At 31.3% G+C, this 19,591-nt stretch carries 22 protein-coding genes; 19 read left to right on the top strand and 3 right to left on the bottom strand.

Annotated features, from left to right (window positions below):
• Positions 1 to 45 precede the first annotated feature (45 nt).
• Genes CN925_RS09750 through CN925_RS09740 form a run of 3 tightly spaced genes read left to right on the top strand, consistent with a single transcriptional unit; the run spans position 46 to position 3,752 of the window.
• A complete protein-coding gene (locus tag CN925_RS09750; RefSeq protein WP_098846059.1) occupies positions 46 to 1,542 on the top strand; it encodes a spore germination protein in 1,497 nt (498 codons plus the stop codon).
• Entirely contained in the window at positions 1,532 to 2,635 is a 1,104-nt protein-coding gene (locus CN925_RS09745; RefSeq protein ID WP_180232922.1) for a GerAB/ArcD/ProY family transporter, read from the top strand. Before CN925_RS09750 ends, CN925_RS09745 begins: the two co-directional genes overlap by 11 nt.
• Positions 2,625 to 3,752: a Ger(x)C family spore germination protein gene (locus CN925_RS09740; RefSeq protein ID WP_098846057.1), complete on the top strand. Its 1,128-nt coding sequence runs from the start codon at positions 2,625 to 2,627 to the stop codon at positions 3,750 to 3,752. Before CN925_RS09745 ends, CN925_RS09740 begins: the two co-directional genes overlap by 11 nt.
• 50 nt (positions 3,753 to 3,802) lie before the next feature.
• Here CN925_RS09740 and trhA read toward each other — a convergent pair whose 3' ends face one another.
• Positions 3,803 to 4,450 (bottom strand): PAQR family membrane homeostasis protein TrhA, encoded by a 648-nt coding sequence (gene trhA / locus CN925_RS09735; RefSeq protein WP_098846056.1) that lies wholly within the window; start codon positions 4,448 to 4,450, stop codon positions 3,803 to 3,805.
• 142 nt (positions 4,451 to 4,592) lie between these two features.
• On the opposite strand from trhA, the gene CN925_RS09730 reads away from it, so the two are divergent.
• The 12 genes from CN925_RS09730 (at position 4,593) to CN925_RS09675 (ending at position 16,216) form a co-directional block, all read left to right on the top strand.
• Positions 4,593 to 5,165 carry a DUF1836 domain-containing protein gene (locus tag CN925_RS09730; protein ID WP_098846055.1) on the top strand — a complete coding sequence of 191 codons (573 nt, stop codon included), beginning with the start codon at positions 4,593 to 4,595 and terminating at the stop codon, positions 5,163 to 5,165.
• Between the two features lie 207 nt (positions 5,166 to 5,372).
• Positions 5,373 to 5,891: a methylated-DNA--[protein]-cysteine S-methyltransferase gene (locus CN925_RS09725; RefSeq protein ID WP_098846054.1), complete on the top strand. Its 519-nt coding sequence runs from the start codon at positions 5,373 to 5,375 to the stop codon at positions 5,889 to 5,891.
• 18 nt (positions 5,892 to 5,909) lie between these two features.
• Positions 5,910 to 6,728 (top strand): SPL family radical SAM protein, encoded by an 819-nt coding sequence (locus tag CN925_RS09720; protein ID WP_098846053.1) that lies wholly within the window; start codon positions 5,910 to 5,912, stop codon positions 6,726 to 6,728.
• Between the two features lie 75 nt (positions 6,729 to 6,803).
• On the top strand, positions 6,804 to 7,229 hold the full coding sequence (locus tag CN925_RS09715) for a GNAT family N-acetyltransferase (RefSeq protein ID WP_098846052.1): 426 nt from the start codon (positions 6,804 to 6,806) through the stop codon (positions 7,227 to 7,229).
• Positions 7,230 to 7,420: 191 nt separating this feature from the next.
• Positions 7,421 to 8,611 carry a DUF445 domain-containing protein gene (locus tag CN925_RS09710; protein WP_098846051.1) on the top strand — a complete coding sequence of 397 codons (1,191 nt, stop codon included), beginning with the start codon at positions 7,421 to 7,423 and terminating at the stop codon, positions 8,609 to 8,611.
• 348 nt (positions 8,612 to 8,959) lie between these two features.
• On the top strand, positions 8,960 to 10,471 hold the full coding sequence (gene zwf, locus CN925_RS09705) for a glucose-6-phosphate dehydrogenase (protein ID WP_098846050.1): 1,512 nt from the start codon (positions 8,960 to 8,962) through the stop codon (positions 10,469 to 10,471).
• The gene (tkt, locus tag CN925_RS09700) at positions 10,472 to 12,466 is read left to right on the top strand and encodes a transketolase (protein ID WP_098846049.1); all 1,995 of its coding nucleotides are present in this window, start codon (positions 10,472 to 10,474) and stop codon (positions 12,464 to 12,466) included. It abuts the gene before it with no gap.
• A 92-nt stretch (positions 12,467 to 12,558) separates the two neighbouring features.
• Positions 12,559 to 13,452, top strand: coding sequence for a phosphogluconate dehydrogenase (NAD(+)-dependent, decarboxylating) (gene gnd, locus CN925_RS09695; RefSeq protein WP_098846048.1), 894 nt, complete (start codon positions 12,559 to 12,561; stop codon positions 13,450 to 13,452).
• 48 nt (positions 13,453 to 13,500) lie between these two features.
• The gene (gene fsa / locus CN925_RS09690) at positions 13,501 to 14,166 is read left to right on the top strand and encodes a fructose-6-phosphate aldolase (RefSeq protein ID WP_098846047.1); all 666 of its coding nucleotides are present in this window, start codon (positions 13,501 to 13,503) and stop codon (positions 14,164 to 14,166) included.
• Between the two features lie 116 nt (positions 14,167 to 14,282).
• Positions 14,283 to 15,341 carry a lactonase family protein gene (locus tag CN925_RS09685; RefSeq protein WP_098846046.1) on the top strand — a complete coding sequence of 353 codons (1,059 nt, stop codon included), beginning with the start codon at positions 14,283 to 14,285 and terminating at the stop codon, positions 15,339 to 15,341.
• Positions 15,342 to 15,363: 22 nt separating this feature from the next.
• A complete protein-coding gene (locus CN925_RS09680) occupies positions 15,364 to 15,678 on the top strand; it encodes an iron-sulfur cluster biosynthesis family protein (protein WP_098846045.1) in 315 nt (104 codons plus the stop codon).
• Positions 15,679 to 15,862: 184 nt separating this feature from the next.
• Positions 15,863 to 16,216, top strand: coding sequence for a hypothetical protein (locus CN925_RS09675; protein ID WP_098846044.1), 354 nt, complete (start codon positions 15,863 to 15,865; stop codon positions 16,214 to 16,216).
• A gap of 82 nt (positions 16,217 to 16,298) precedes the next feature.
• On the opposite strand, the gene pssA is transcribed toward CN925_RS09675, so the two are convergent.
• Entirely contained in the window at positions 16,299 to 16,790 is a 492-nt protein-coding gene (gene pssA / locus CN925_RS09670) for a CDP-diacylglycerol--serine O-phosphatidyltransferase (RefSeq protein WP_098846043.1), read from the bottom strand.
• A 177-nt stretch (positions 16,791 to 16,967) separates the two neighbouring features.
• Here pssA and CN925_RS09665 point away from each other — a divergent pair, with 177 nt between their 5' ends.
• From CN925_RS09665 to CN925_RS21290, 3 genes are all read left to right on the top strand, one after another.
• On the top strand, positions 16,968 to 17,294 hold the full coding sequence (locus tag CN925_RS09665; protein ID WP_098846042.1) for a hypothetical protein: 327 nt from the start codon (positions 16,968 to 16,970) through the stop codon (positions 17,292 to 17,294).
• Between the two features lie 92 nt (positions 17,295 to 17,386).
• Complete coding sequence (locus CN925_RS21295) at positions 17,387 to 17,554, top strand: hypothetical protein (RefSeq protein ID WP_180232921.1); 168 nt, start codon at positions 17,387 to 17,389, stop codon at positions 17,552 to 17,554.
• Between the two features lie 193 nt (positions 17,555 to 17,747).
• Positions 17,748 to 17,918: a hypothetical protein gene (locus CN925_RS21290; protein ID WP_180232920.1), complete on the top strand. Its 171-nt coding sequence runs from the start codon at positions 17,748 to 17,750 to the stop codon at positions 17,916 to 17,918.
• Positions 17,919 to 18,057: 139 nt separating this feature from the next.
• On the opposite strand, the gene CN925_RS09660 is transcribed toward CN925_RS21290, so the two are convergent.
• Positions 18,058 to 18,639 carry a TetR/AcrR family transcriptional regulator C-terminal domain-containing protein gene (locus CN925_RS09660; protein ID WP_098846041.1) on the bottom strand — a complete coding sequence of 194 codons (582 nt, stop codon included), beginning with the start codon at positions 18,637 to 18,639 and terminating at the stop codon, positions 18,058 to 18,060.
• A gap of 231 nt (positions 18,640 to 18,870) precedes the next feature.
• Between CN925_RS09660 and CN925_RS09655 the strand changes: the two genes are divergently transcribed.
• Positions 18,871 to 19,530: a class I SAM-dependent methyltransferase gene (locus CN925_RS09655; protein WP_286138311.1), complete on the top strand. Its 660-nt coding sequence runs from the start codon at positions 18,871 to 18,873 to the stop codon at positions 19,528 to 19,530.
• Positions 19,531 to 19,591: the final 61 nt, after the last annotated feature.

Here is a 19,591-nt window from a genome sequence, read left to right as displayed (position 1 = left end):
AATTCTAATTTATTGTATGAGTTTGGAAATTAGGTGAAATGCATAATGCGTTCAAATAAACATGACCAAAGTAATCGGAATTCAAAAATAGAAATTAGTCCAGATTTGGATTGTAATATAGAGCGAGTAAAGAAATCATTAATTAATACAAGTGATTTAACGATTAGGCATTTAATGTTTCATCATAAAAAGATAGCAGTTGCCTATATTAGTACGATCATAGGAAGGGAAGCTCTTGAAGTTCAAATCATTCAACAAATTATTAATAATCCAAAAGATACAATTCCAAATACTGTTTCAATTAATGATGTTAAGAGTTCTGATTCGTTTGACGAGTGTATTCTCAGTATAGTAAAAGGAAACACGCTCATTTTCACTGAAGATGAAAAAAATGTATTTATATTAGAAACGACTTCCTTTCAAAATAGATCAATTCAAGAGCCTAGTAGTGAGCAAACAATCAGAGGCTCCCATGATGGATTAGTAGAATGTATACTGACAAATATTAATCAAATAAGAAGAAGAATTAGTAATCCTAATCTTGTTGTAAAAACGTTATCGCTAGGGGTAGAATCTGATACACGATTAGCTGTCTTATATATTGATACGATTGCAAATGAGGAGGTAGTGAAGGAAGTCCATAGAAGACTTTCATACATAAATGTTGATTTTATCCATTCTCCTGGTAATCTTGAGGAATTTATAGAAGATGACCCATATTCACCTTTTCCGCAACTATTAACAACGGAGAGATCTGACCGAGTAGCGGGTAATTTAATGGAAGGAAAAGTTGCTATTTTGACTGATGGTAGTCCTTCAGCACTTGTTTTTCCAATTACTTTTTTCACGTTTTATCAATCACCTGATGACTATAATAGCCGATGGATGATCGCATCATTTGCTCGTTTATTAAGATTGGTTAGTTTTTTAATTTCTATTTCATTACCGGCATTATATATCGCATTAGTTTCTTTTCACTTTGAAATTATTCCAATCGATTTAGTGTTTAATGTAAAAAGCTCATTAGAAAACGTTCCATACCCACCTTTAATCGAAGCCCTGTTTATGCAAATAACATTAGAATTACTGAGAGAATCAGCCATTAGACTACCGAATCCTATTGCACAAACACTAGGTGTTGTTGGTGGGTTAGTAATTGGAACTGCAGTCGTACAGGCAAATTTAGTTTCAAATACGATGATTGTTGTCATTTCACTTACTGCAATTGCATCATTTGTTGTACCAGATAATGAAATTGGTACATCTGTACGATTACTAGGATTTCCGTTAATGTTTGCAGCATCGTTAATAGGATTAATAGGGATTGTATTTGGACTTAGTATTATCCTAATCCATCTATGTAAACTTGAATCGTTCGGGTCTCCATATTTTGCACCATTTGCTCCATTTAGAAAATCAGATTTAAAAGATACCGTTGTTCGAGCACCTCATTGGAAAATGAAAAAACGGCCATTTGCAGCTTTACCAAAGAACTTTAATCGAGAAAATAATTCTAGAGGATGGGAAAATGATGAAAAATGAAAAGATGCTTTCAATAACACAATTCACATTCGTCATTATTCAATCTCAAATTGGTGTAGGATTACTCTCACTACCATATATTGTGCATAAACATGCTGGTCATGATGGTTGGATTTCTGTATTGGTTGCTGGCATCGGAGTGTTTTTACTCTTACTTATCATGTGGTTACTCGGTAAGAGATACCCAAAAGATACGATCTATGATTATTCAACGAAAATAGTAGGGAAATATATAGGAATCGTCATTTCGTATCTTTATATTTTATTTTTCTTTCTAGTTTCAATTTATGTTGTGACGCTTACGATTTCAACACTTAAAAAATGGATTTTGACATTTACGCCACCATATGTATTAGTTATTTTTATCGTTGGTACAGGAGTATATTTAGCGAAAGAAAATTTGAAAGTAATTGGACGATTTTTTACTTTCGTCTGTATTTTAATATTATTTTTGATTTTCTTTGAATTCTGTTCTTTCAATAATGTAAATTATCGCTATTTATTTCCAATTGGACAGGTTGGTGTAAAAAACATACTTCTTGGAGCTCACGATGCGTTAATCTCAATGATGGGGTTTGAATTTATGTTAGTATTATTTCCGTATATAAAAGGTAAGCCAACCAAAATATTAAAAGCAGGAACGATTTCGATTAGTTTTGTAACGATTTTATATACATTTTTTTTAGTTACAAGTTATATGAGTTTTAGCAAGGCAGAAATTGAAATCGTACCTGAGCCAATTTTATATTTATTAAAGTCTCTATCATATGAAGTAATTGAAAGATTAGATCTTGTCTTTCTTTCAATTTGGGTTGTACCAATCTTAACTTCATTAGTGACGTATTTATATTTAACAAGTTTCGGAATTAGCAAACTCTTAAAGTTTAGAAATCACAGTAAAACAACTATTTTTACAGGACTTGCTGTTGCGATCTGTTGTATCTTAGTTCCACAAACTGAAGAATTTATTATGAAATTTGGTACATTTCTTTCTTTTACGAGTTATTTTTTTATCTTCGTATTACCTTTGATTTTATTAATCGTTTCAGTTATTAGAAAAAAGAAAGAACTTGGTAGTTCATATGAAATATAAATTAGTGTTGATTTCGTTAATTTGTATTTTGCCTTTAACTAGTTGTTGGGATCAAAGACTACTTAAGGAGTCTAGACTAGTTTATAGTGCTGGATATGATTTAATAGAGGATAATAATATGCTAGTAACGGCAGTCATTAAAACAAATAGTCAAGGTGGAAGTGATCCTACACAAGTCAAAACAACAAATGTCATCATTACCTCTACTGGAAAAACATCTAGTGATGCAAGATTAAAAGTGACTCGAAAAGTAGCAGGAGATTTTACTACAAATAAAACAAGGGTTTTATTAATTGGAGATGAATTATCTAAAAAGGATATTTATCCTATATTTGATATTGTATACAGAGACCCTAGAAGTTCATTAGGTGCTAAAGTTATTATTACTAAGGGGCGGGCTGAAGATATTTTAAAACTAAGCAAAGTAGAGGAATCCCTTGTAAGTGAAGAAATTTTAGATTTAGTAATGAACGCAGAAAGTCATACGAATGTTCCTATTGAAAATGTTCAAACAATCTGTACAATTATGTTCGACCCAGGTGAAGATATTTTTTTGCCACTAATTGAAAAAGATAATGATAATTTAATCGATATATCAGGGGTTGCATTATTTAACGGTCAGAAATATACAGGGTATAATCTGTTAGGTGATGATCCTACTATGTTACTTTTATTTAAAGATGAAATGGAGAAGTACGCAAGATTTAATGTAAAAGTTAGTCCGAAAGAAAAAGATATTAGAGAACAATTTATAACGATACAAGTGAAAAAAAATAAGCCTGAAATGCAAATTAATGTTTCAAAAGAAAATAAGATAACAGTCAATTTAAATCTAAAATTGGACGTTGATACACTTGAATACGCACATAATGAATTAACTTCCAAAAAAGAAATTGATAAGTTAAATAAAATATTATCGAAGCAATTAACTAAAAAAGCTGAAAAAATCTTTAAAACAATTCAAGAATCAAATTGTGATGCGTTAGGAATAGGCAGAGAATTAATTTCATTCCATCCAGAAGTGTGGAAAAAACTAGATTGGAACAAAGACTATGCAAAAATTACAATTAAACCAAAAGTTGAAGTGAAAATTGTAGGCACGGGTATTTTAAAATAAAAATCATGAAAACCATCCTTTTTTTGATAGTAAAGGATGGTTTTTGGTTTTTAGATGACATAATTATATACGCATATGAAATGACAAAGTGTTCCTAACATAATAAAAATATGAAAAATTTCATGGAATCCCCAATTTTTAAAAGATAAAAATTTTGGCTTTATTCCATAAATTACTCCTCCAACCGTGTAAAAAATTCCACCTAATATTAGAGCGAACATACCTTTCATACTAATCGCATCAGATAAAGGTGCAGAAGCAAGTATAATGACCCATCCTAAAGCGATATAAAGGGCGGTTGATAACCATCTAGGACAGTTAAACCAAATTAACTTAAACAAAACACCACAAAATGCAATGAAAGATACGATCGAAAAGATAATCCATCCTAATGTACCTTTAAGACTAATGATACAAAAAGGCGTGTATGTACCTGCGATTAAGACAAAGATCATTGAATGGTCTACTCGTCTTAAAAAAGCGATTATTTTATCACTCGCTATTGCCATATGATAAGTTGTTGAAGCCAAATAAAGAAGAATCATACTTACACCGAATGCAATAACCGCGGATGTTTGTAAAATACTTCCACCAGAAAAAGTAGACTTAAAAACCATCGCTAGTAACCCAAATAATGATAATACAGCTCCGACTAAATGTGTCATGGAATTAATAGGCTCACGCATAAAGTTCACCATGTTTATCTCCTCCAACCTTGTTATGTAGTATTGATAACTACATATAAAGTTATCATCTACTATATTATATAGTCAAGTGTTTATAGAACAATTTTTTTATGATAAAATGAACACGTAAATTACAAAAAAAGAGGAATGAAAAATGAAAAAGATTAATGAATTAATTGAACAAATAGATTTAGATAAACAAATATTATTAGAAGATATTCCTAATCTAGATTTATATATGGATCAAGTAATCCAACTATTTGATAATAAGTTTGCAAAACCGAATGCGAATGAAAAAGTTATGACAAAAACAATGATTAATAATTACGCAAAAGCTAAATTACTTTTCCCAATTAAAAATAAGAAATACACAAAGAATCATATTATTTTAATCAGTTTAATTTATCATTTAAAAGGTGCACTTTCGATTAATGATATAAAAGAAACTTTAAATGGATTAAATCAAAGAATCCTTGAAAATACCGAAATGAATATTGATGATCTTTATTCAAGTTTCCTACATTTAAATGAACTCAACCTCGAAAAGTTTAAAACAGAACTTTTGCAATCTAGTGAAAATGTAAACAAAGAAATTGAACAGATTGATGATGAAAGTAAGGAATATATAGAGCAATTACTCTTAATTACTTCATTTGTTCATATGAGTAATTTATATAAAAATGCAGCTGAAAAGTTAGTGATGGATATGATTGAGAAGCAGAAATAAAAAGATGGATAAGGGGCTGTTTCATTTATTTTGTTAAATGAAAAAAAGGCAACTTGAATCTAATTGGCAGTACACTTTTCCTTATATGTTGTTCATATGATAGTTTTTTTTCAAATTCTTGCTCTTTCATTCTAATAACACTCCATTTTTCTTCATTAAGTCTATAATAAAGTTTAAATAAGAAAATGAAGCAAAGGGGAATTTAGATTGCATTCAACTGAAAATTTATATTGGACTTTAATCGAACATAAAGGATGGAAGATTCATATTGCTGCAACTATAAAAGGGCTATGTTTTGTAGGTTCACATAACGGAACCATTCAAGAATTACGATTATTTAAGGATAAATACTTTCCAAAAATGATAATGGAAAAGGATGAGACAAAATTAGAAACTTATAAAAAAGAGATCATCGAATTTTTAGAGGGTGAGCGGATTACATTTAATAGTAGACTTGATTTTCGTGGCACAGATTTTCAAAAATCAGTTTGGAGTGCGCTCTGTTCGATTGATTATGGAGAAACGAAACATTATTCCGACATTGCGATTTACTTAAATAAGCCAAAATCTGTTCGTGCAGTTGCGAGGGCAATTGGTGCAAATCCACTATTGATCATCATTCCTTGTCATCGAGTAATTGGAAAGAATGGATCATTAACTGGCTATCGTGGTGGTTTAGAAATGAAAAAAAGCCTATTAAAAATTGAAACTAGAAACTTAAGATGATCATTAGGAGGTAGTTGGATGAAAAATGAAATAGTTTATAAAAATCCAAAAACCATTCTAAATAAAGGGACAGGTTATCTATCAGGATATACTCACTCTTTAAATCCTTATACCGGTTGCTCATTTGCCTGTTCATATTGTTATGTGAGGCAAATGCCTGTTTCACTTTTTCGAAAACAAGAATGGGGTAGTTGGGTTGACATTAAACAAAGTGCGCCTATTTTGCTAGAGAAAGAATTGAAAAAGGCAAAAAAGAAAGATAAAGTTACTATTTTTATGTCTTCTAGTACAGATCCGTATCAACCGATTGAATTCAAAGAGAGATTGACTAGAAGTTTATTAGAAGTCATGTTGCAAAATCAACCGGATTTTTTATTTGTTCAAACTCGAAGTCCACTTGTAAAAAGAGACATTGATCTTTTAAAGCAATTTAAGGAGAAAGTACGAGTCAGTATGACGATTGAAACAGACTTGGATGGGATAAGAAAGTCTTTTTCACCAAATGCACCTTCTGTTAATGCACGTCTCAAAACTATAGAAGAACTTGTAATAGCAGGAATTCCAACTCAAGCTACAATTGCACCTATTTTGCCTAGTAGTGAGGATTTTCCGAAAAAATTATTAGAAATTGTCAATAGAGTTTGTATTGATGATTTTTTCATGGGTGACGGAAGCGGAGGTAAACGAACCGGTCGCTTAGGTATTGAAAAAAAATATGCCCAGCTTAATCTAAAGGAATGGTATGGACCTGAAGCTTATCAACGAGTTTATGAACGCTTTAAAAACTATTTTTCAGAAGATCAGCTTTTTATTAGTCAAAAAGGTTTCGAACCGTAAAAATTGCTAACATTCTACAATAAAAACTATGGTATTTTTATTGTAGAATGTTATTTCTGATTGGAGAGAAAAAAGATGGCAGATGTAAGAAGAATGAAAAATAGTTCAGATATTTTGAAAACGTTTCAAACAGTCAGTCAATTACGTCCACATTTACGAGAAGATGAGTTTGTTCAGACGATTAACAGATTAATCAACACAAATAATTATCATCTTGTGGCTGTGATCGAAAATGAAGAAGTTACAGCCGTTGCTGGTTATCGAATGACTGAATCATTAGCATGGGGAAAATATTTATATGTTGACGATTTAATCACAAGTGAGAATCACCGTAAAAAAGGATATGCTCAAACTTTGTGGAACTGGTTAATCGATGAAGCAAAACAAAATAATTGTGAACAATTCCATCTAGATTCAGGGGTACATCGCTACGATGCCCATCGGTTTTATCTAAAAAATAATCTAAATATATCATGTCATCATTTTCAATTGAATTTTTAATGAAATCAGCGGGAATACAATTGCTACAAAATTAGATAGAATTACAGAATACACGAGGACTGTAAAAACAGTCTTTTTCTTGTTAGTAAGTTAAAAAAACAATATAAATTTGAAATAAATTAGAATTGATTTTAGAAAAAATTAAAGGAATGATATACTATTTTCAAATAGAAACAGGAGGCTTTTAGTAAATGAAAGAAAAGAATTCAAAACGGCTAGCCAATATTTCGTTAATAGTGGCATCTTGTGGGTTTGCTGCTACAGTGCCGTTTCAATCTAAACTATTGCAAATACTATCTGGTGGTTTTGAGGCAGCATTAGTCGGAGGTCTTGCGGATTGGTTTGCTGTAACTGCAATGTTTCGTCACCCACTAGGTATACCAATTCCCCATACTGCGTTATTACCAAAAAATAGAGCAAAGATTACCGACGGAATTTTAAATACACTGAATAATCAATGGTTAAGTAAAGAGAGCTTAATTGAAAAAGTTGAAGAAAGGGACTGGATTCATCAAGGAATTGCTGCTTTTGAACAGATGCTAGAAAATGATGAGTCTAGAACTAAAATCATTCAATCAATTCAACAATTTGGAGCATCAATTCCTGATGAAACGATTGAAAAAACTTTACATAATACATTTAAACCAGCCGTAACATCGATCAGTTCTCAAAAGTTATTAAGCAATGCTGTAGACACAGTCATTGAAAAAGAATGGGATGCATTAACCTATGAATTTTTAATTAATAAAATTGAAGAAACTATAAATATACCGCATATTAAAGAATTAATTGGTAAAGAAGTAATTCAGTTTATTGAGCGGAAGTTTTTTATGATTAAAGCTTTTCTACCTATGATTGGTGAAGAAAAAATAACTGAATTTATACATAGTGGATTAGTAGATTTATTATCAGAGCTAAAAGACCCTAATAGTGATCGACGGAATTTTATTTTGTCTTTTATTCGTATGGAAGCCGAGAAAAATAAATCAAATGAAAATATTATTCGCCAATTAGATGAATGGAAAAATAAGGGCTATGAATATGTAGTCGAACAAGCAATAAAATTATTCAGAAATAAAATAAACGATAAAGATTTTATCTTGAATACGATCCAACAAATAATCCATTTTATTAAAAACTCTAATTGGATTGATCAAGTTGAGCTAAGTTTTAAGAAATTATTAATTAACACGATTGAAAAATATCACCATAAGATTGGTGATTTAGTGAGATTTAATATTGAAAAATTATCTACAGAAGAAATTACTGATTTATTGGAAAATAAAATTGGTAAAGATATTACTTGGATTCGTGTGAATGGAGCTGTTTGTGGATTTATAATTGGATTAGTACTGACTAGTGCAAGATTGATTTTTGCATAATATTCAAATAATAATTCCTAATTAAAACCTTAATTAACTTAAAAAAGTTAATTAAGGTTTTTTTGCATTTTTAATACATTAGTAGAAGTGCAAGTAGCTAAACCCTTGCCAATCAGTGAATTTTCTTTAAATGAAATAAAAAAATCCTATAACTAGAAATATAAGCATTTTAATGGAAATAAAAAATTTTTTCATGTATTATAAGTTTGTGTAAAAAATATTTTCTAAATGAATGATTGGAATGAATTATTTGAACTAACATTAGCTCTAAATATAAATTAAGGATCGTTTGAAAATATATTTTTTATTATCTACTATTAAAGGTTCGACGAAGGTGAGGTTTAGTTAATGGATTCTATGTCATTTGTTTTGTTCGGAGCCACAGGCGATTTAGCAAAACGAAAAATTTTCCCTGCTTTATATAATTTATATATTGATCAAAAGATGCCCGAGTCTTTTTCAATTATTGGAATTGGTAGGAAAGATTTTTCAAGTGACGAATTTCAGAATCAAGTAATGCAATCACTAATTACTTTTTCAAGACGTTCTTTAGAAGATCAAAAAATGGTCCAAGAATTTCTAGATTCAATTCGTTATCAACAGCTAGATATCACGAACAAAGAAGGATTCGTTGATTTATTAAATTTAGTCAAAGAAAGAGAACAGGAATTACAGATACCTGAAAACAGATTATTTTATTTATCAGTTGCACCGGAATTTTTTGAAATTATTGCAGCAAATATTAAAGAAAGTGGACTAGGTACGACAAAAGGTTGGAAGCGTCTAATTATCGAAAAACCTTTTGGGCGTGACTTGAAATCTGCTAGAGATTTAAATGAAAAATTAAGTAAGTCATTTAAAGAAGAAGAAATCTTCCGAATTGATCATTACTTAGGCAAACCAATGGTTCAAAATTTAGAAGCCTTAGAGTTTGCTAATCCAGTTTTACAAGCATTATGGAACAATCAATATATTGCAAATGTTCAAATTACTGCAAGTGAAACAGTTGGTGTTGAGGAACGAGCAGGTTACTATGATAAATCTGGAGCAATTCGAGATATGTTCCAAAATCATATGTTACAAATGTTAATGATGTCTGCTATGCATTTAACGAACCAAAATTCTGCAAGTGATGTTAGAGCAGAGAAGAAAAAAGTTCTTGAGTCACTTCGACCACTTTCAAAAGAAGATGTTGTTTCTCATGTAGTTCGAGGTCAATATGGTTCTGGTGAACAAAATGGTAAAAAAGTAGTTGCATATAGACAAGAACCAGGAATTGAGTTTTCATCACAAAATGATACTTATGTAGCTGCTAGAGTATTAATCGAAAACGACTTTTGGAAGGGAATTCCATTCTATATCCGTACAGGTAAAAGAATGAAAGAAAAATCGACTCGAATCGTATTTGAATTCAAAAGTCCGATTCAAAACCTTTCTAAAAAGAACAGAACAAATAATGGTCCAAATTTACTGGTTATTGAAATTAATCCTAATGAAAGAGTTTCTTTCTATTTAAATAGCAAAAACGTAGAAGGTAACATAGAACCAGTACAAGCTGAGTATTTTGCGAATAAAGAAGAACGTCCAGAAGCGTATGAATTATTAGTTTATGATGCGTTACGTGGCGATTCGAAATTTTTTGCTCATTGGAATGAAGTAGAATTGTCATGGCAATGGGTTCAACCAATTTTAGAAGCATTTGAAGAAAATTTAGTACCACTTCATACTTATAAATCCGGTTCATTTGGTCCAGAAGCTGCTGATCAATTATTAGCAGAAGATGGTTTCAAATGGTGGTTAGATACAGATTTTGTACAAGAAAATGAAAACAACAAAACAGATCTAAAAAGGAGTATTTAAATTATGAGTTCAATTTCTACATTATCAATTAATACAATCCGTACACTTTCAATTGATGCGATCAATCAAGCTAATTCTGGTCATCCAGGATTACCAATGGGTGCTGCACCAATGGCCTATGCATTATGGGCTGAGCATTTAAAGCATAATCCAAAAAGTTCAAAATGGTTTGACCGTGACCGTTTTGTTTTATCTGCTGGTCATGGTTCAAGTATGTTATATAGTTTATTACATCTTGCAGGTTACGATGTTTCAATTGAAGACCTTAAAGATTTCCGTAAACTAAATAGTAAAACACCTGGCCATCCTGAATTTGGACATACTGATGGTGTTGAAGCTACGACTGGTCCATTAGGACAAGGTATTGCGACTGCAGTTGGTATGGCGATGGCTGAAGCTCATTTAGCAGGGAAGTTTAACAAAGATAATCTTTCTATTATTGATCACTTTACTTATGCATTAGTTGGTGATGGCGATTTAATGGAAGGTGTAGCATACGAAGCGATGTCACTTGCTGGCCATATGAAACTTGGAAAGTTAGTTGTATTATATGATTCAAATGATATTTCATTAGATGGAACATTAAATCTTTCTTATTCAGAAGATATGAAAAAGAGAGCCGAATCATTTAACTGGCAATATTTAAGAGTAGAAGACGGAAATGATCATGTAGAAATTTCAAAAGCAATCGAATTAGCTAAACAAAATACAGACCAACCAACAATTATTGAGGTTAGAACAATTATTGGATACGGTAGTCCAAAAGTGGCTGGTACAAATAAAGCCCATGGTAATCCATTAGGTCTTGAAGAAGCAAAAGAAACAAAAAAAGCATATGCTTGGAACTACGAAGAAGATTTCTTTGTACCAGAAGAAGTTAAATTACATTTCAAAGAAATACAAGAAAAAGGTAGTGAAAAAGAAGCTGAGTGGAATCAATTATTTAATGCATACAAAGAAGCTTACCCAGAATTAGCAGCTCAGCTTGAAAAAGCAATAAAAGGAGAAGTTTTAATCGAAACAAAAGATTTATTAACTTTTGAAGAGAATAAAACAATTTCAACACGTGTAGCTAGTGGAGAGGCAATTAATCACTACATTAAATCAGTTCCTGAAATTTTCGGTGGAAGCGCAGATTTATCTCATTCAACAATGACTGATATTAAAGATGAAAGTAAATTTGCTGTCGAATCATTTGCTGGACGTAATATTTATTTTGGAGTACGTGAGCATGCTATGGGTGCTGCAGCAAATGGTATGGCATTACATGGTGGAGTAAAGCCTTTTGTAAGTACATTCTTCGTATTTAATGATTATTTACGTCCATCAATTCGATTAGCTGCATTACAAAAATTACCAGTAACATATGTATTCACACATGACTCAATTGCAGTTGGTGAAGACGGTCCTACACATGAGCCAGTAGAACATTTAGCTGCTTTACGTGCAATCCCTGGCTTAACAGTTATTCGTCCATCAGACGCAAATGAAACAGCTAATGCTTGGGCATATGCATTACAAAATACAAATGGACCAATCGCTTTAGTTTTAAGTCGTCAAAATTTACCAGTATTTGAAGAAACAGCATCTAGATTAGATAATCTTTCAAAAGGTGGATATGTTTTAACAGAAACAAACAATCAACCAGACTTAATTTTAATCGCTACAGGTTCAGAAGTGTCACTTGCTGTAAATAGTAAAAATGAGTTAGAAAATGAAACCTTATCAGTTCGTGTAGTCGCAATGCCAAGTTGGGAATTATTCGATCAACAATCAGATGAATATAAAGAGTCTGTTTTACCATCACATGTATTAAACCGTGTTTCAATTGAAATGGGGATTTCACTTGGATGGGAACGCTATGTTGGTTTCAAAGGTAAAAAAATCTCAATTGAGACTTTTGGAGCATCTGGAACAGGTAATGAAGTAATGGAATTATTTGGTTTTACGACTACGAATGTAGTAAATGTAAGTAAATCTTTATTAAATTCTTGATCATATCATATTTTAATTATTTTTTTATCATAAAAATTTTTAGTTAGAGAAAAACATTAATATTACAGTAGATATTATGGGAGGATAACGTAATGAAAGTTGGATTAATTGGATTAGGAAAAATGGGACTAAACTTAGGTCAAAATTTAATGGATCATAATCACGAAGTAGTAGCATTTGATTTAAACACTGCTGCAGTAGAAGAAATGAAAGGCTTTGGTGCGATTGGTACTTCAAGCTTAGAAGAATTAGTTAAAAATCTTGATACTCCAAGAGTTCTATGGATTATGGTACCACATGGTGTTGTAGATTCTGTTATTAATGATGTTAAACCATTCTTAACAGAAGGGGATATTATTATTGAAGCAGGAAACTCACACTATAAAGAGTCTATTAGACGCTATAATGAATTAAAAGAACATGGCATTAGATTCATGGATGCAGGTACTTCAGGCGGTATGGAAGGCGCTCGTAATGGTGCTTGTTACATGGTTGGTGGAGACCAAGAAGCTTGGGATATCGTAGAACCAATCTTTAAAGATACTGCAGTAGAAAATGGATTCCTATACGCTGGTAAAATTGGTAGTGGACATTTCCTAAAAATGGTTCATAATGGAATCGAATACGGTATGATGGCTGCAATCGGTGAAGGATTTGAAGTATTAGAAAAAAGTGACTTCGATTATGATTATGAAAAAGTTGCGAAAGTATGGAATAATGGTTCTGTTATTCGTTCTTGGTTAATGGAATTAACTGAAAATGCATTCTCTAAAGATGCTAAACTTGATGAGATTAGAGGGGTAATGCATTCTTCTGGTGAAGGAAAATGGACAATTGAAACAGCTCTAGACTTACAAGCTGCTACACCAGTTATTGCAATGTCATTATTAATGCGCTACCGTTCTTTAGATAACGATACGTTCACTGGTAAAGTTGTTGCGGCTCTTCGTAATGAATTTGGTGGACATGCAGTTGAAAAGAAATAAATAAAGTATAAAATAGGAAATATACCTAAAAATTGGAGGAAATTAAAAATGAAATTTTTTATTGACACAGCTAATGTAGACGACATCCAAAAAGCTTATAAAATGGGCGTATTATCTGGAGTAACAACAAACCCATCTTTAGTAGCAAAAGAAGGAGTTAAATTCGAAGACCGTATCGAAGAAATTTTAAAATTAGTTCCTGAAGTAGAATCAGTATCTGCTGAGGTAACGCCAAATGCTGTAACTGCTGAAGAAATGATCGCAGAAGCTGACGAGCTTATTAAAATAAACGGTGGAGATAAAAATATTACAATTAAATTACCTATGACACTTGCTGGTTTAGAAGCATGCCGCTACTTAACGAAAAAAGGTGTTAAAACGAACGTAACATTAATCTTTACTGTTAACCAAGCATTATTAGCTGCTAGAGCAGGCGCTACTTATGTATCTCCATTCTTAGGTCGTTTAGATGATATTTCTGAAGACGGCGTATTATTAGTTGCTAAAATTGCTGAATTATTCCGAGTTCATAATATGGACACTCAAATCATTGCTGCGTCAGTTCGTCATCCAGACCATGTTACTCGTGTAGCATTAGCTGGTGCTCATATCGCAACAATTCCTTACAGTGTTATTGAACAATTATCTAAACACCCATTAACTGATCAAGGTATTGAAAAATTTGCTGCTGACTGGGCAAAAACTTCACTATAATTTGTAAGAAATTTTATATCTAATCAGTATAAAACCCCCATCTTCATTGAAACTCATTTTGTAGCAATGAAATGGGGGTATTTACATAAAAACAAGGAATAGAGGAGGAAATAGTAATGAATTCGAATCAGAAATTTGTTGGTTATGTAGGTACATATACTAAAATTGAAAGTAGAGGTATTTATCAATTTACGCTTGATACAGAAAAAGAGAGAATTACAGATGTAAAACCGGTTGCTGAGCTAGGGAATCCAACTTATTTAACAATTAGTGAAGACAATAAGAATCTATATGCTGTTGCAAAAGAAGGAAACCTAGGTGGAATTGCTGTTTATTCGATCGATGAAAACAGTGGAGAACTGAAAAAATTAAATGAACAACTTAATGAAGGCGCTTCACCTTGTCATATTAGCGTTGATTCAAGTAAACAAAATATTGTTACTGCAAATTATCATAAAGGTACAATTGAATTGTACAAGATTAATCAAGAAAATGGTTTTGCAAGTGATGTTAAATCAACTATGCAACATGAAGGAACAGGTCCGAATAAAGAACGCCAAGAAAAACCTCATGCCCATTTTTCTGGTTATACACTGAATGAAAAATATGTAGTAGCAGTAGATTTAGGAATTGATAAATTAATAACTTATAAAATTGAAAACAATTCATTAATTGAAGTAAGCAGTTTAACTGTAAAACCTGGAAGTGGGCCACGTCATATCTCATTCCATCCTAATGGAAAGTTTGCATATATAATGACTGAGCTTAGTTCAGAAGTAATTGCGCTACAATTGAATGAAGATGGAAGCTTTACAGAATTACAATATATTTCCACAATCCCTAGCGACTTTACTGAAAACAATCAAGGTAGCGCTATTCATATTTCAAAAGACGGTCAATTCGTATATGCCGGAAATCGTGGCCATAACAGTATCGCAGTATTTAGTGTAAATCAAGATACTGGTAAACTTGAATTAGTGGAAATCACTTCAAGTGAAGGTAATTGGCCAAGGGATTTCGTTTTAGATCCATCTGAAAACTATTTAATTGGTTCAAATGAAATGTCAGGGAATCTAGTTTTATATGCAAGAAACAAAACGACTGGTAAATTAACAGTGATTCATTCAGACGTACAAGTGCCTGAAGCAGTATGTGTGAAATTTTTAAACGCTTAATCTAAATTAGGAGACTTTTAATATGGATTTTAAAATAACAGATGCAGCCAAAGAAATACTTGGCGCAGTAGACAAAAATAAAATACTTCAATTAGAATTTGACCGTGGAAGCTGTGATGTTGTTAATAACATTTATGAGATAAAAGTTATTAATAAAAGAGAATGTGGTCCTAATGAAAAAATGATCATTGGAGACCAATTTGAATTTATGGTTAATAAAAATTTTGAAGATGTATACGAAGACCAACTAGTAATCGATTATGTAAATGGATCATTTGTTTTCAAAAATCGAAATCAAATTTTTAATAATCGAATTGGATTAACTTATATTAAATAAGGTTAATATCAATTACTTATATTGTTTGATAAGTTAGAGATGCCGTTCTTTGATGAATGGGTATCTCTTATTTTATTTTAGGATATGGTATGAAACAAGATTAATTGGATAGTTTGTGATATGATTTAAAATAAAAACATACACTCTAGTGATGTATATTTTTAACACTATAGGGGATGGAGATATGAAATTTGAGATGCAAAAAGCGAATATGTTGGCTGAAGATATAAATGAATTTGTAAAATTAGTACATAATAGTTATGAAAATAGTAATTACACATCAACAAAAAATAAAGACAAAATCTATCAAATAAAACTATTAATAGAAGAATTTAGATTCCAAGTATTAGCAGATGAATTATTCAGAATTAATCGATTCGCATGGGATGGAAAATATACATATTTATTAATCGAGAATTTTATAAAAGGAATAAGCATTATTGATGAATATGTTGAAAATAATTATAATGAACTTTATATTTTCACAGCAAAACTCTACACATTAAAAAATGCAATCAACTCATTTAATAACAAGTAATATTATGCGTCAAAAGTATTTCAATAATAATTAAAAATGCTATCTCCTCTACAAAAGGTAATAGCATTTTACATTGGTATTGTTAAAGTTTTTTAAATCGAATTGGACTAACCATTAAGAAAGCAAGGATTAAAGTAATCCATGCATTACTATAAAAAAACATTCCCATACCAGCTAACGGTAAACCAGCAGCAGGAATAGGCAAACCTTTAAAATAACCTATTGTAGGTTTAGCACTAAATTTTGCTAATCTTAATGCCCCCATCGTAGGAAAAAGGATAAATGCTAGTGAGGTTAAGAATGATGGTGCCGAAATGGAATGAAATAAGAGAGCAGGGGCAACGCCGAAACTAACAATATCTGCTAAAGAATCTAGCTCTACACCAAATTCACTATTCACTTTTAGTTTCCTTGCAACCCTACCGTCAAACAGGTCAAAAATTGCAGCGATGAAAATTAAAATTGAGGATAACATGATTAATCCACTCATATTAAGCGTAATCGATAGAACACCACAAACTAAATTACCAATTGTAAGTAAATTCGGTATAGATTTTACAATCTGACTAAACAAAGTATCCCCCCTGAACATTAAAACCTTTCAATAGTATTTTCTAACTATTTTTACTTTATGCTTAAACCTTACATAGTATCTTTTTATCAAGTTTGTAAAATTAAAAAAGGGTGAGAATACCGTATATCGAATAGTAATATATAGGAACAAATAAAAATAAGAAGATAGGAGACCTTAATGAAGGCATTAACTGTTTCACTCGGACTAATACTAGAAGTGATTAGAATTATATTGATCTTTGGATTACTCGGTGGTTTTTTATCAACAATAGTATCAGAAATATATAATACAATTGGCGTGAATCTTACTCATACTGGATGGTGGTGTTATTTTGGTATACTCGTATTACTATTTGTCATATATCGAAATAAATTTCAATTCAGTGGATGGTATAATGGAAAAGGAAGGAAGAAATTAACTAAACTAGTCACAAAACTTTTAATTTCTTGCTCAATCATAATGATCTTAATACCAGGTTTGAATGAATTAATTCATAGGTTATAAAATAATCAAGATAGCAGCTACGTATAAAACACCAAGATCGACGACTAGTCGATTTTTATTTTGCCTATTAATTGAAGATAGGGGTGATTGAATTGACACTATTTGGCTATTTATTTTGGGGATTTATAGTTGTCAGCATTACATTTGGTTTCTTTATGCAAAAAAAATTTGGAACAAAAGCACCAGATAAAACGGAAAGCCAAAAATTGCATGAAGAAATTACAAGACAGACTCATAATAATGATCGACCGAGATTTTAAATTACCGTTTAAAATTAGAGCTAGTATAAAGAGTAAGTAGTACTTAACAAGAAAGGAAAATAACATGAAAAAGATCGATGAATACTTTGAAACAGCAATAGAAGCTTGGAGTATGATGCAAAAAACAACTGATGATGAAGGTGCAGAATGGGCATAAAGATTCGAACGCTACTTTTATGAATTTATTGATGAGATGAAGAAATGGTGGGAAACACTTGATCCAAAACCAACAAATATAGAAGAAGCCCAAGAGTTACCTGAAGTTAAAAAGTGGATGCAGCAAATTCCAGATCCAGTCCAATTAAATTTTTTAACTGAATTAGAAGACATTTTGGATGGTTTTGATACAGTACGTTTTGATTAAAGAGGAAATCATCTGTCTGGGAAAGATTTGTACGATTTAATGTAATCTATCTTTTTTCAAGGAAAGTTAATATTAAATTTTTATGTAATTTCTAAATAATACACCAAAAAGTCACATCGAAAATATGATGTGACTTTTTTTATTCAGTATGTAATCCGGCAAATATTACTCTTAATCCATATAGAAATTGTTCTTCAAAATCAAAATTATACTGATACTGTTCACCAAAAAATGATGTGAATGCCGTTATTTCTTCTGGAGTGAATGAGAACTGCTTTGCACGATGTTCATCTGCTACAAATGATAATACATAGTTGTTAAAAAGGTTACCAGCAACTAAACAGTCCATATCAGAGACACCATATTTAGTCAAATTTTCTAATGTAAATTTGACTGCTTTCAATCTACTCGGTGTAGTTGGCATTGATTGCGCAAAAACTTCTACTGCATCTCGTGTTTTTAATAAAACTCTACGCACTTCAAATGCTAGAGCTGTTAAAGCTTCCTTGGGATCATCTAATTCTTCAGGTAGGACAATTTCATTATTTAACTGCTCAGCAATTAAATCATATAATGCCTGTTTATCTTTAATATGCCAATATAAAGATGCCGCTTTGATCTCAAGCTCTTTTGCCAACGTGCGCATTGATAAATTACTTATTCCGTCACGATTCAAAATATCGAGGGATGCTTTTACAATTGCTTCTTTCGTTATCGCCATAAAATCTCTCCAAAAATTTAATAATTGTCATTGACTCTAACAGTGTTAGATGTTAATCTAACGGTGTTAGGTAACTAACATTGTTAGACGTTTTGTTCTCTTATTGTACTAGAAATATAAACTACATTAAAGGTCAAACAAATAACCGACAAGTTAATTCATAAAAATTTAAATAATAAGGCATGTGAACAATGAGCGAGAAGATAAAAAAGAGATAGGGTGGATATGATGATGAAAAATATGCGCAAGAAAAAAGATGTTGGTATTTATGGATATACTGCAAAATGGTATGACAAAAATTCACGAAAAAGCCGTTTGAAACAAATGCAAGAATATGCAACTGAAATTAAATCTTTAGTTCATGATGGTGCAAGGATTTTAGAAGTAGCTCCCGGACCAGGATATCTATCTATTGAACTTGCAAAAATGGGTTTTGTTGTTACAGGGGTAGAGTTAAGTCCAGATTTCGTTATCATCGAAAAAAATAATGCAAAACAAGCAAATGTTTTAGTAGATTTTATAGAAGGAAATGCAGCAAATCTACCTTGTGATGATAACACATTTGATTTTATTGTTTGCAGTGCTGCATTTAAGAACTTTATGGATCCAGTAAAAGCACTTAAAGAAATGTATAGGGTTTTAAAACCAGGAGGAACAACACTGATCATTGACATGAATTTTAATGCAACTGCCAAAGATATTGAAAGTGAAATTAGAAAAACTGGAATGAAGGGGTTTGATAAGTATTTTGTAAAATTTGCATTTAAAACATTCTTGAAAAAAGGTGCTTATACAAAAGAAAATTTTGAATTTTTTATAAAGGAAACAGAATTTAAGAATTATAACATAAAGCAAGAGGAGATCAGTTTATATGTATATCTTTATAAATGAGAAGAATAACGATTAATCTATAAACTAATGAAAATATAAAAAAGTCAATTCCACAATTGGA

Source organism: Bacillus sp. AFS055030 (assembly GCF_002574545.1).
In the GTDB taxonomy this organism is placed as follows: domain Bacteria; phylum Bacillota; class Bacilli; order Bacillales; family Bacillaceae_G; genus Gottfriedia.
This window is presented reverse-complemented; position numbering and strand designations above follow the sequence as displayed.

Excerpts from the sequence above, each read along its gene's own strand:
- CN925_RS09750 (WP_098846059.1), top strand. The coding sequence starts at position 46 with ATGCGTTCAAATAAACATGACCAAAGTAATCGGAATTCAAAAATAGAA.
- CN925_RS09745 (WP_180232922.1), top strand. The coding sequence starts at position 1,532 with ATGAAAAATGAAAAGATGCTTTCAATAACACAATTCACATTCGTCATT.
- CN925_RS09740 (WP_098846057.1), top strand. The coding sequence starts at position 2,625 with ATGAAATATAAATTAGTGTTGATTTCGTTAATTTGTATTTTGCCTTTA.
- trhA (WP_098846056.1), bottom strand. The coding sequence starts at position 4,450 with ATGGTGAACTTTATGCGTGAGCCTATTAATTCCATGACACATTTAGTC.
- CN925_RS09730 (WP_098846055.1), top strand. The coding sequence starts at position 4,593 with ATGAAAAAGATTAATGAATTAATTGAACAAATAGATTTAGATAAACAA.
- CN925_RS09720 (WP_098846053.1), top strand. The coding sequence starts at position 5,910 with ATGAAAAATGAAATAGTTTATAAAAATCCAAAAACCATTCTAAATAAA.
- CN925_RS09715 (WP_098846052.1), top strand. The coding sequence starts at position 6,804 with ATGGCAGATGTAAGAAGAATGAAAAATAGTTCAGATATTTTGAAAACG.
- CN925_RS09710 (WP_098846051.1), top strand. The coding sequence starts at position 7,421 with ATGAAAGAAAAGAATTCAAAACGGCTAGCCAATATTTCGTTAATAGTG.
- zwf (WP_098846050.1), top strand. The coding sequence starts at position 8,960 with ATGGATTCTATGTCATTTGTTTTGTTCGGAGCCACAGGCGATTTAGCA.
- gnd (WP_098846048.1), top strand. The coding sequence starts at position 12,559 with ATGAAAGTTGGATTAATTGGATTAGGAAAAATGGGACTAAACTTAGGT.
- fsa (WP_098846047.1), top strand. The coding sequence starts at position 13,501 with ATGAAATTTTTTATTGACACAGCTAATGTAGACGACATCCAAAAAGCT.
- CN925_RS09685 (WP_098846046.1), top strand. The coding sequence starts at position 14,283 with ATGAATTCGAATCAGAAATTTGTTGGTTATGTAGGTACATATACTAAA.
- CN925_RS09680 (WP_098846045.1), top strand. The coding sequence starts at position 15,364 with ATGGATTTTAAAATAACAGATGCAGCCAAAGAAATACTTGGCGCAGTA.
- CN925_RS09675 (WP_098846044.1), top strand. The coding sequence starts at position 15,863 with ATGAAATTTGAGATGCAAAAAGCGAATATGTTGGCTGAAGATATAAAT.
- CN925_RS09665 (WP_098846042.1), top strand. The coding sequence starts at position 16,968 with ATGAAGGCATTAACTGTTTCACTCGGACTAATACTAGAAGTGATTAGA.
- CN925_RS21290 (WP_180232920.1), top strand. The coding sequence starts at position 17,748 with ATGAAGAAATGGTGGGAAACACTTGATCCAAAACCAACAAATATAGAA.
- CN925_RS09660 (WP_098846041.1), bottom strand. The coding sequence starts at position 18,639 with ATGGCGATAACGAAAGAAGCAATTGTAAAAGCATCCCTCGATATTTTG.
- CN925_RS09655 (WP_286138311.1), top strand. The coding sequence starts at position 18,871 with ATGAAAAATATGCGCAAGAAAAAAGATGTTGGTATTTATGGATATACT.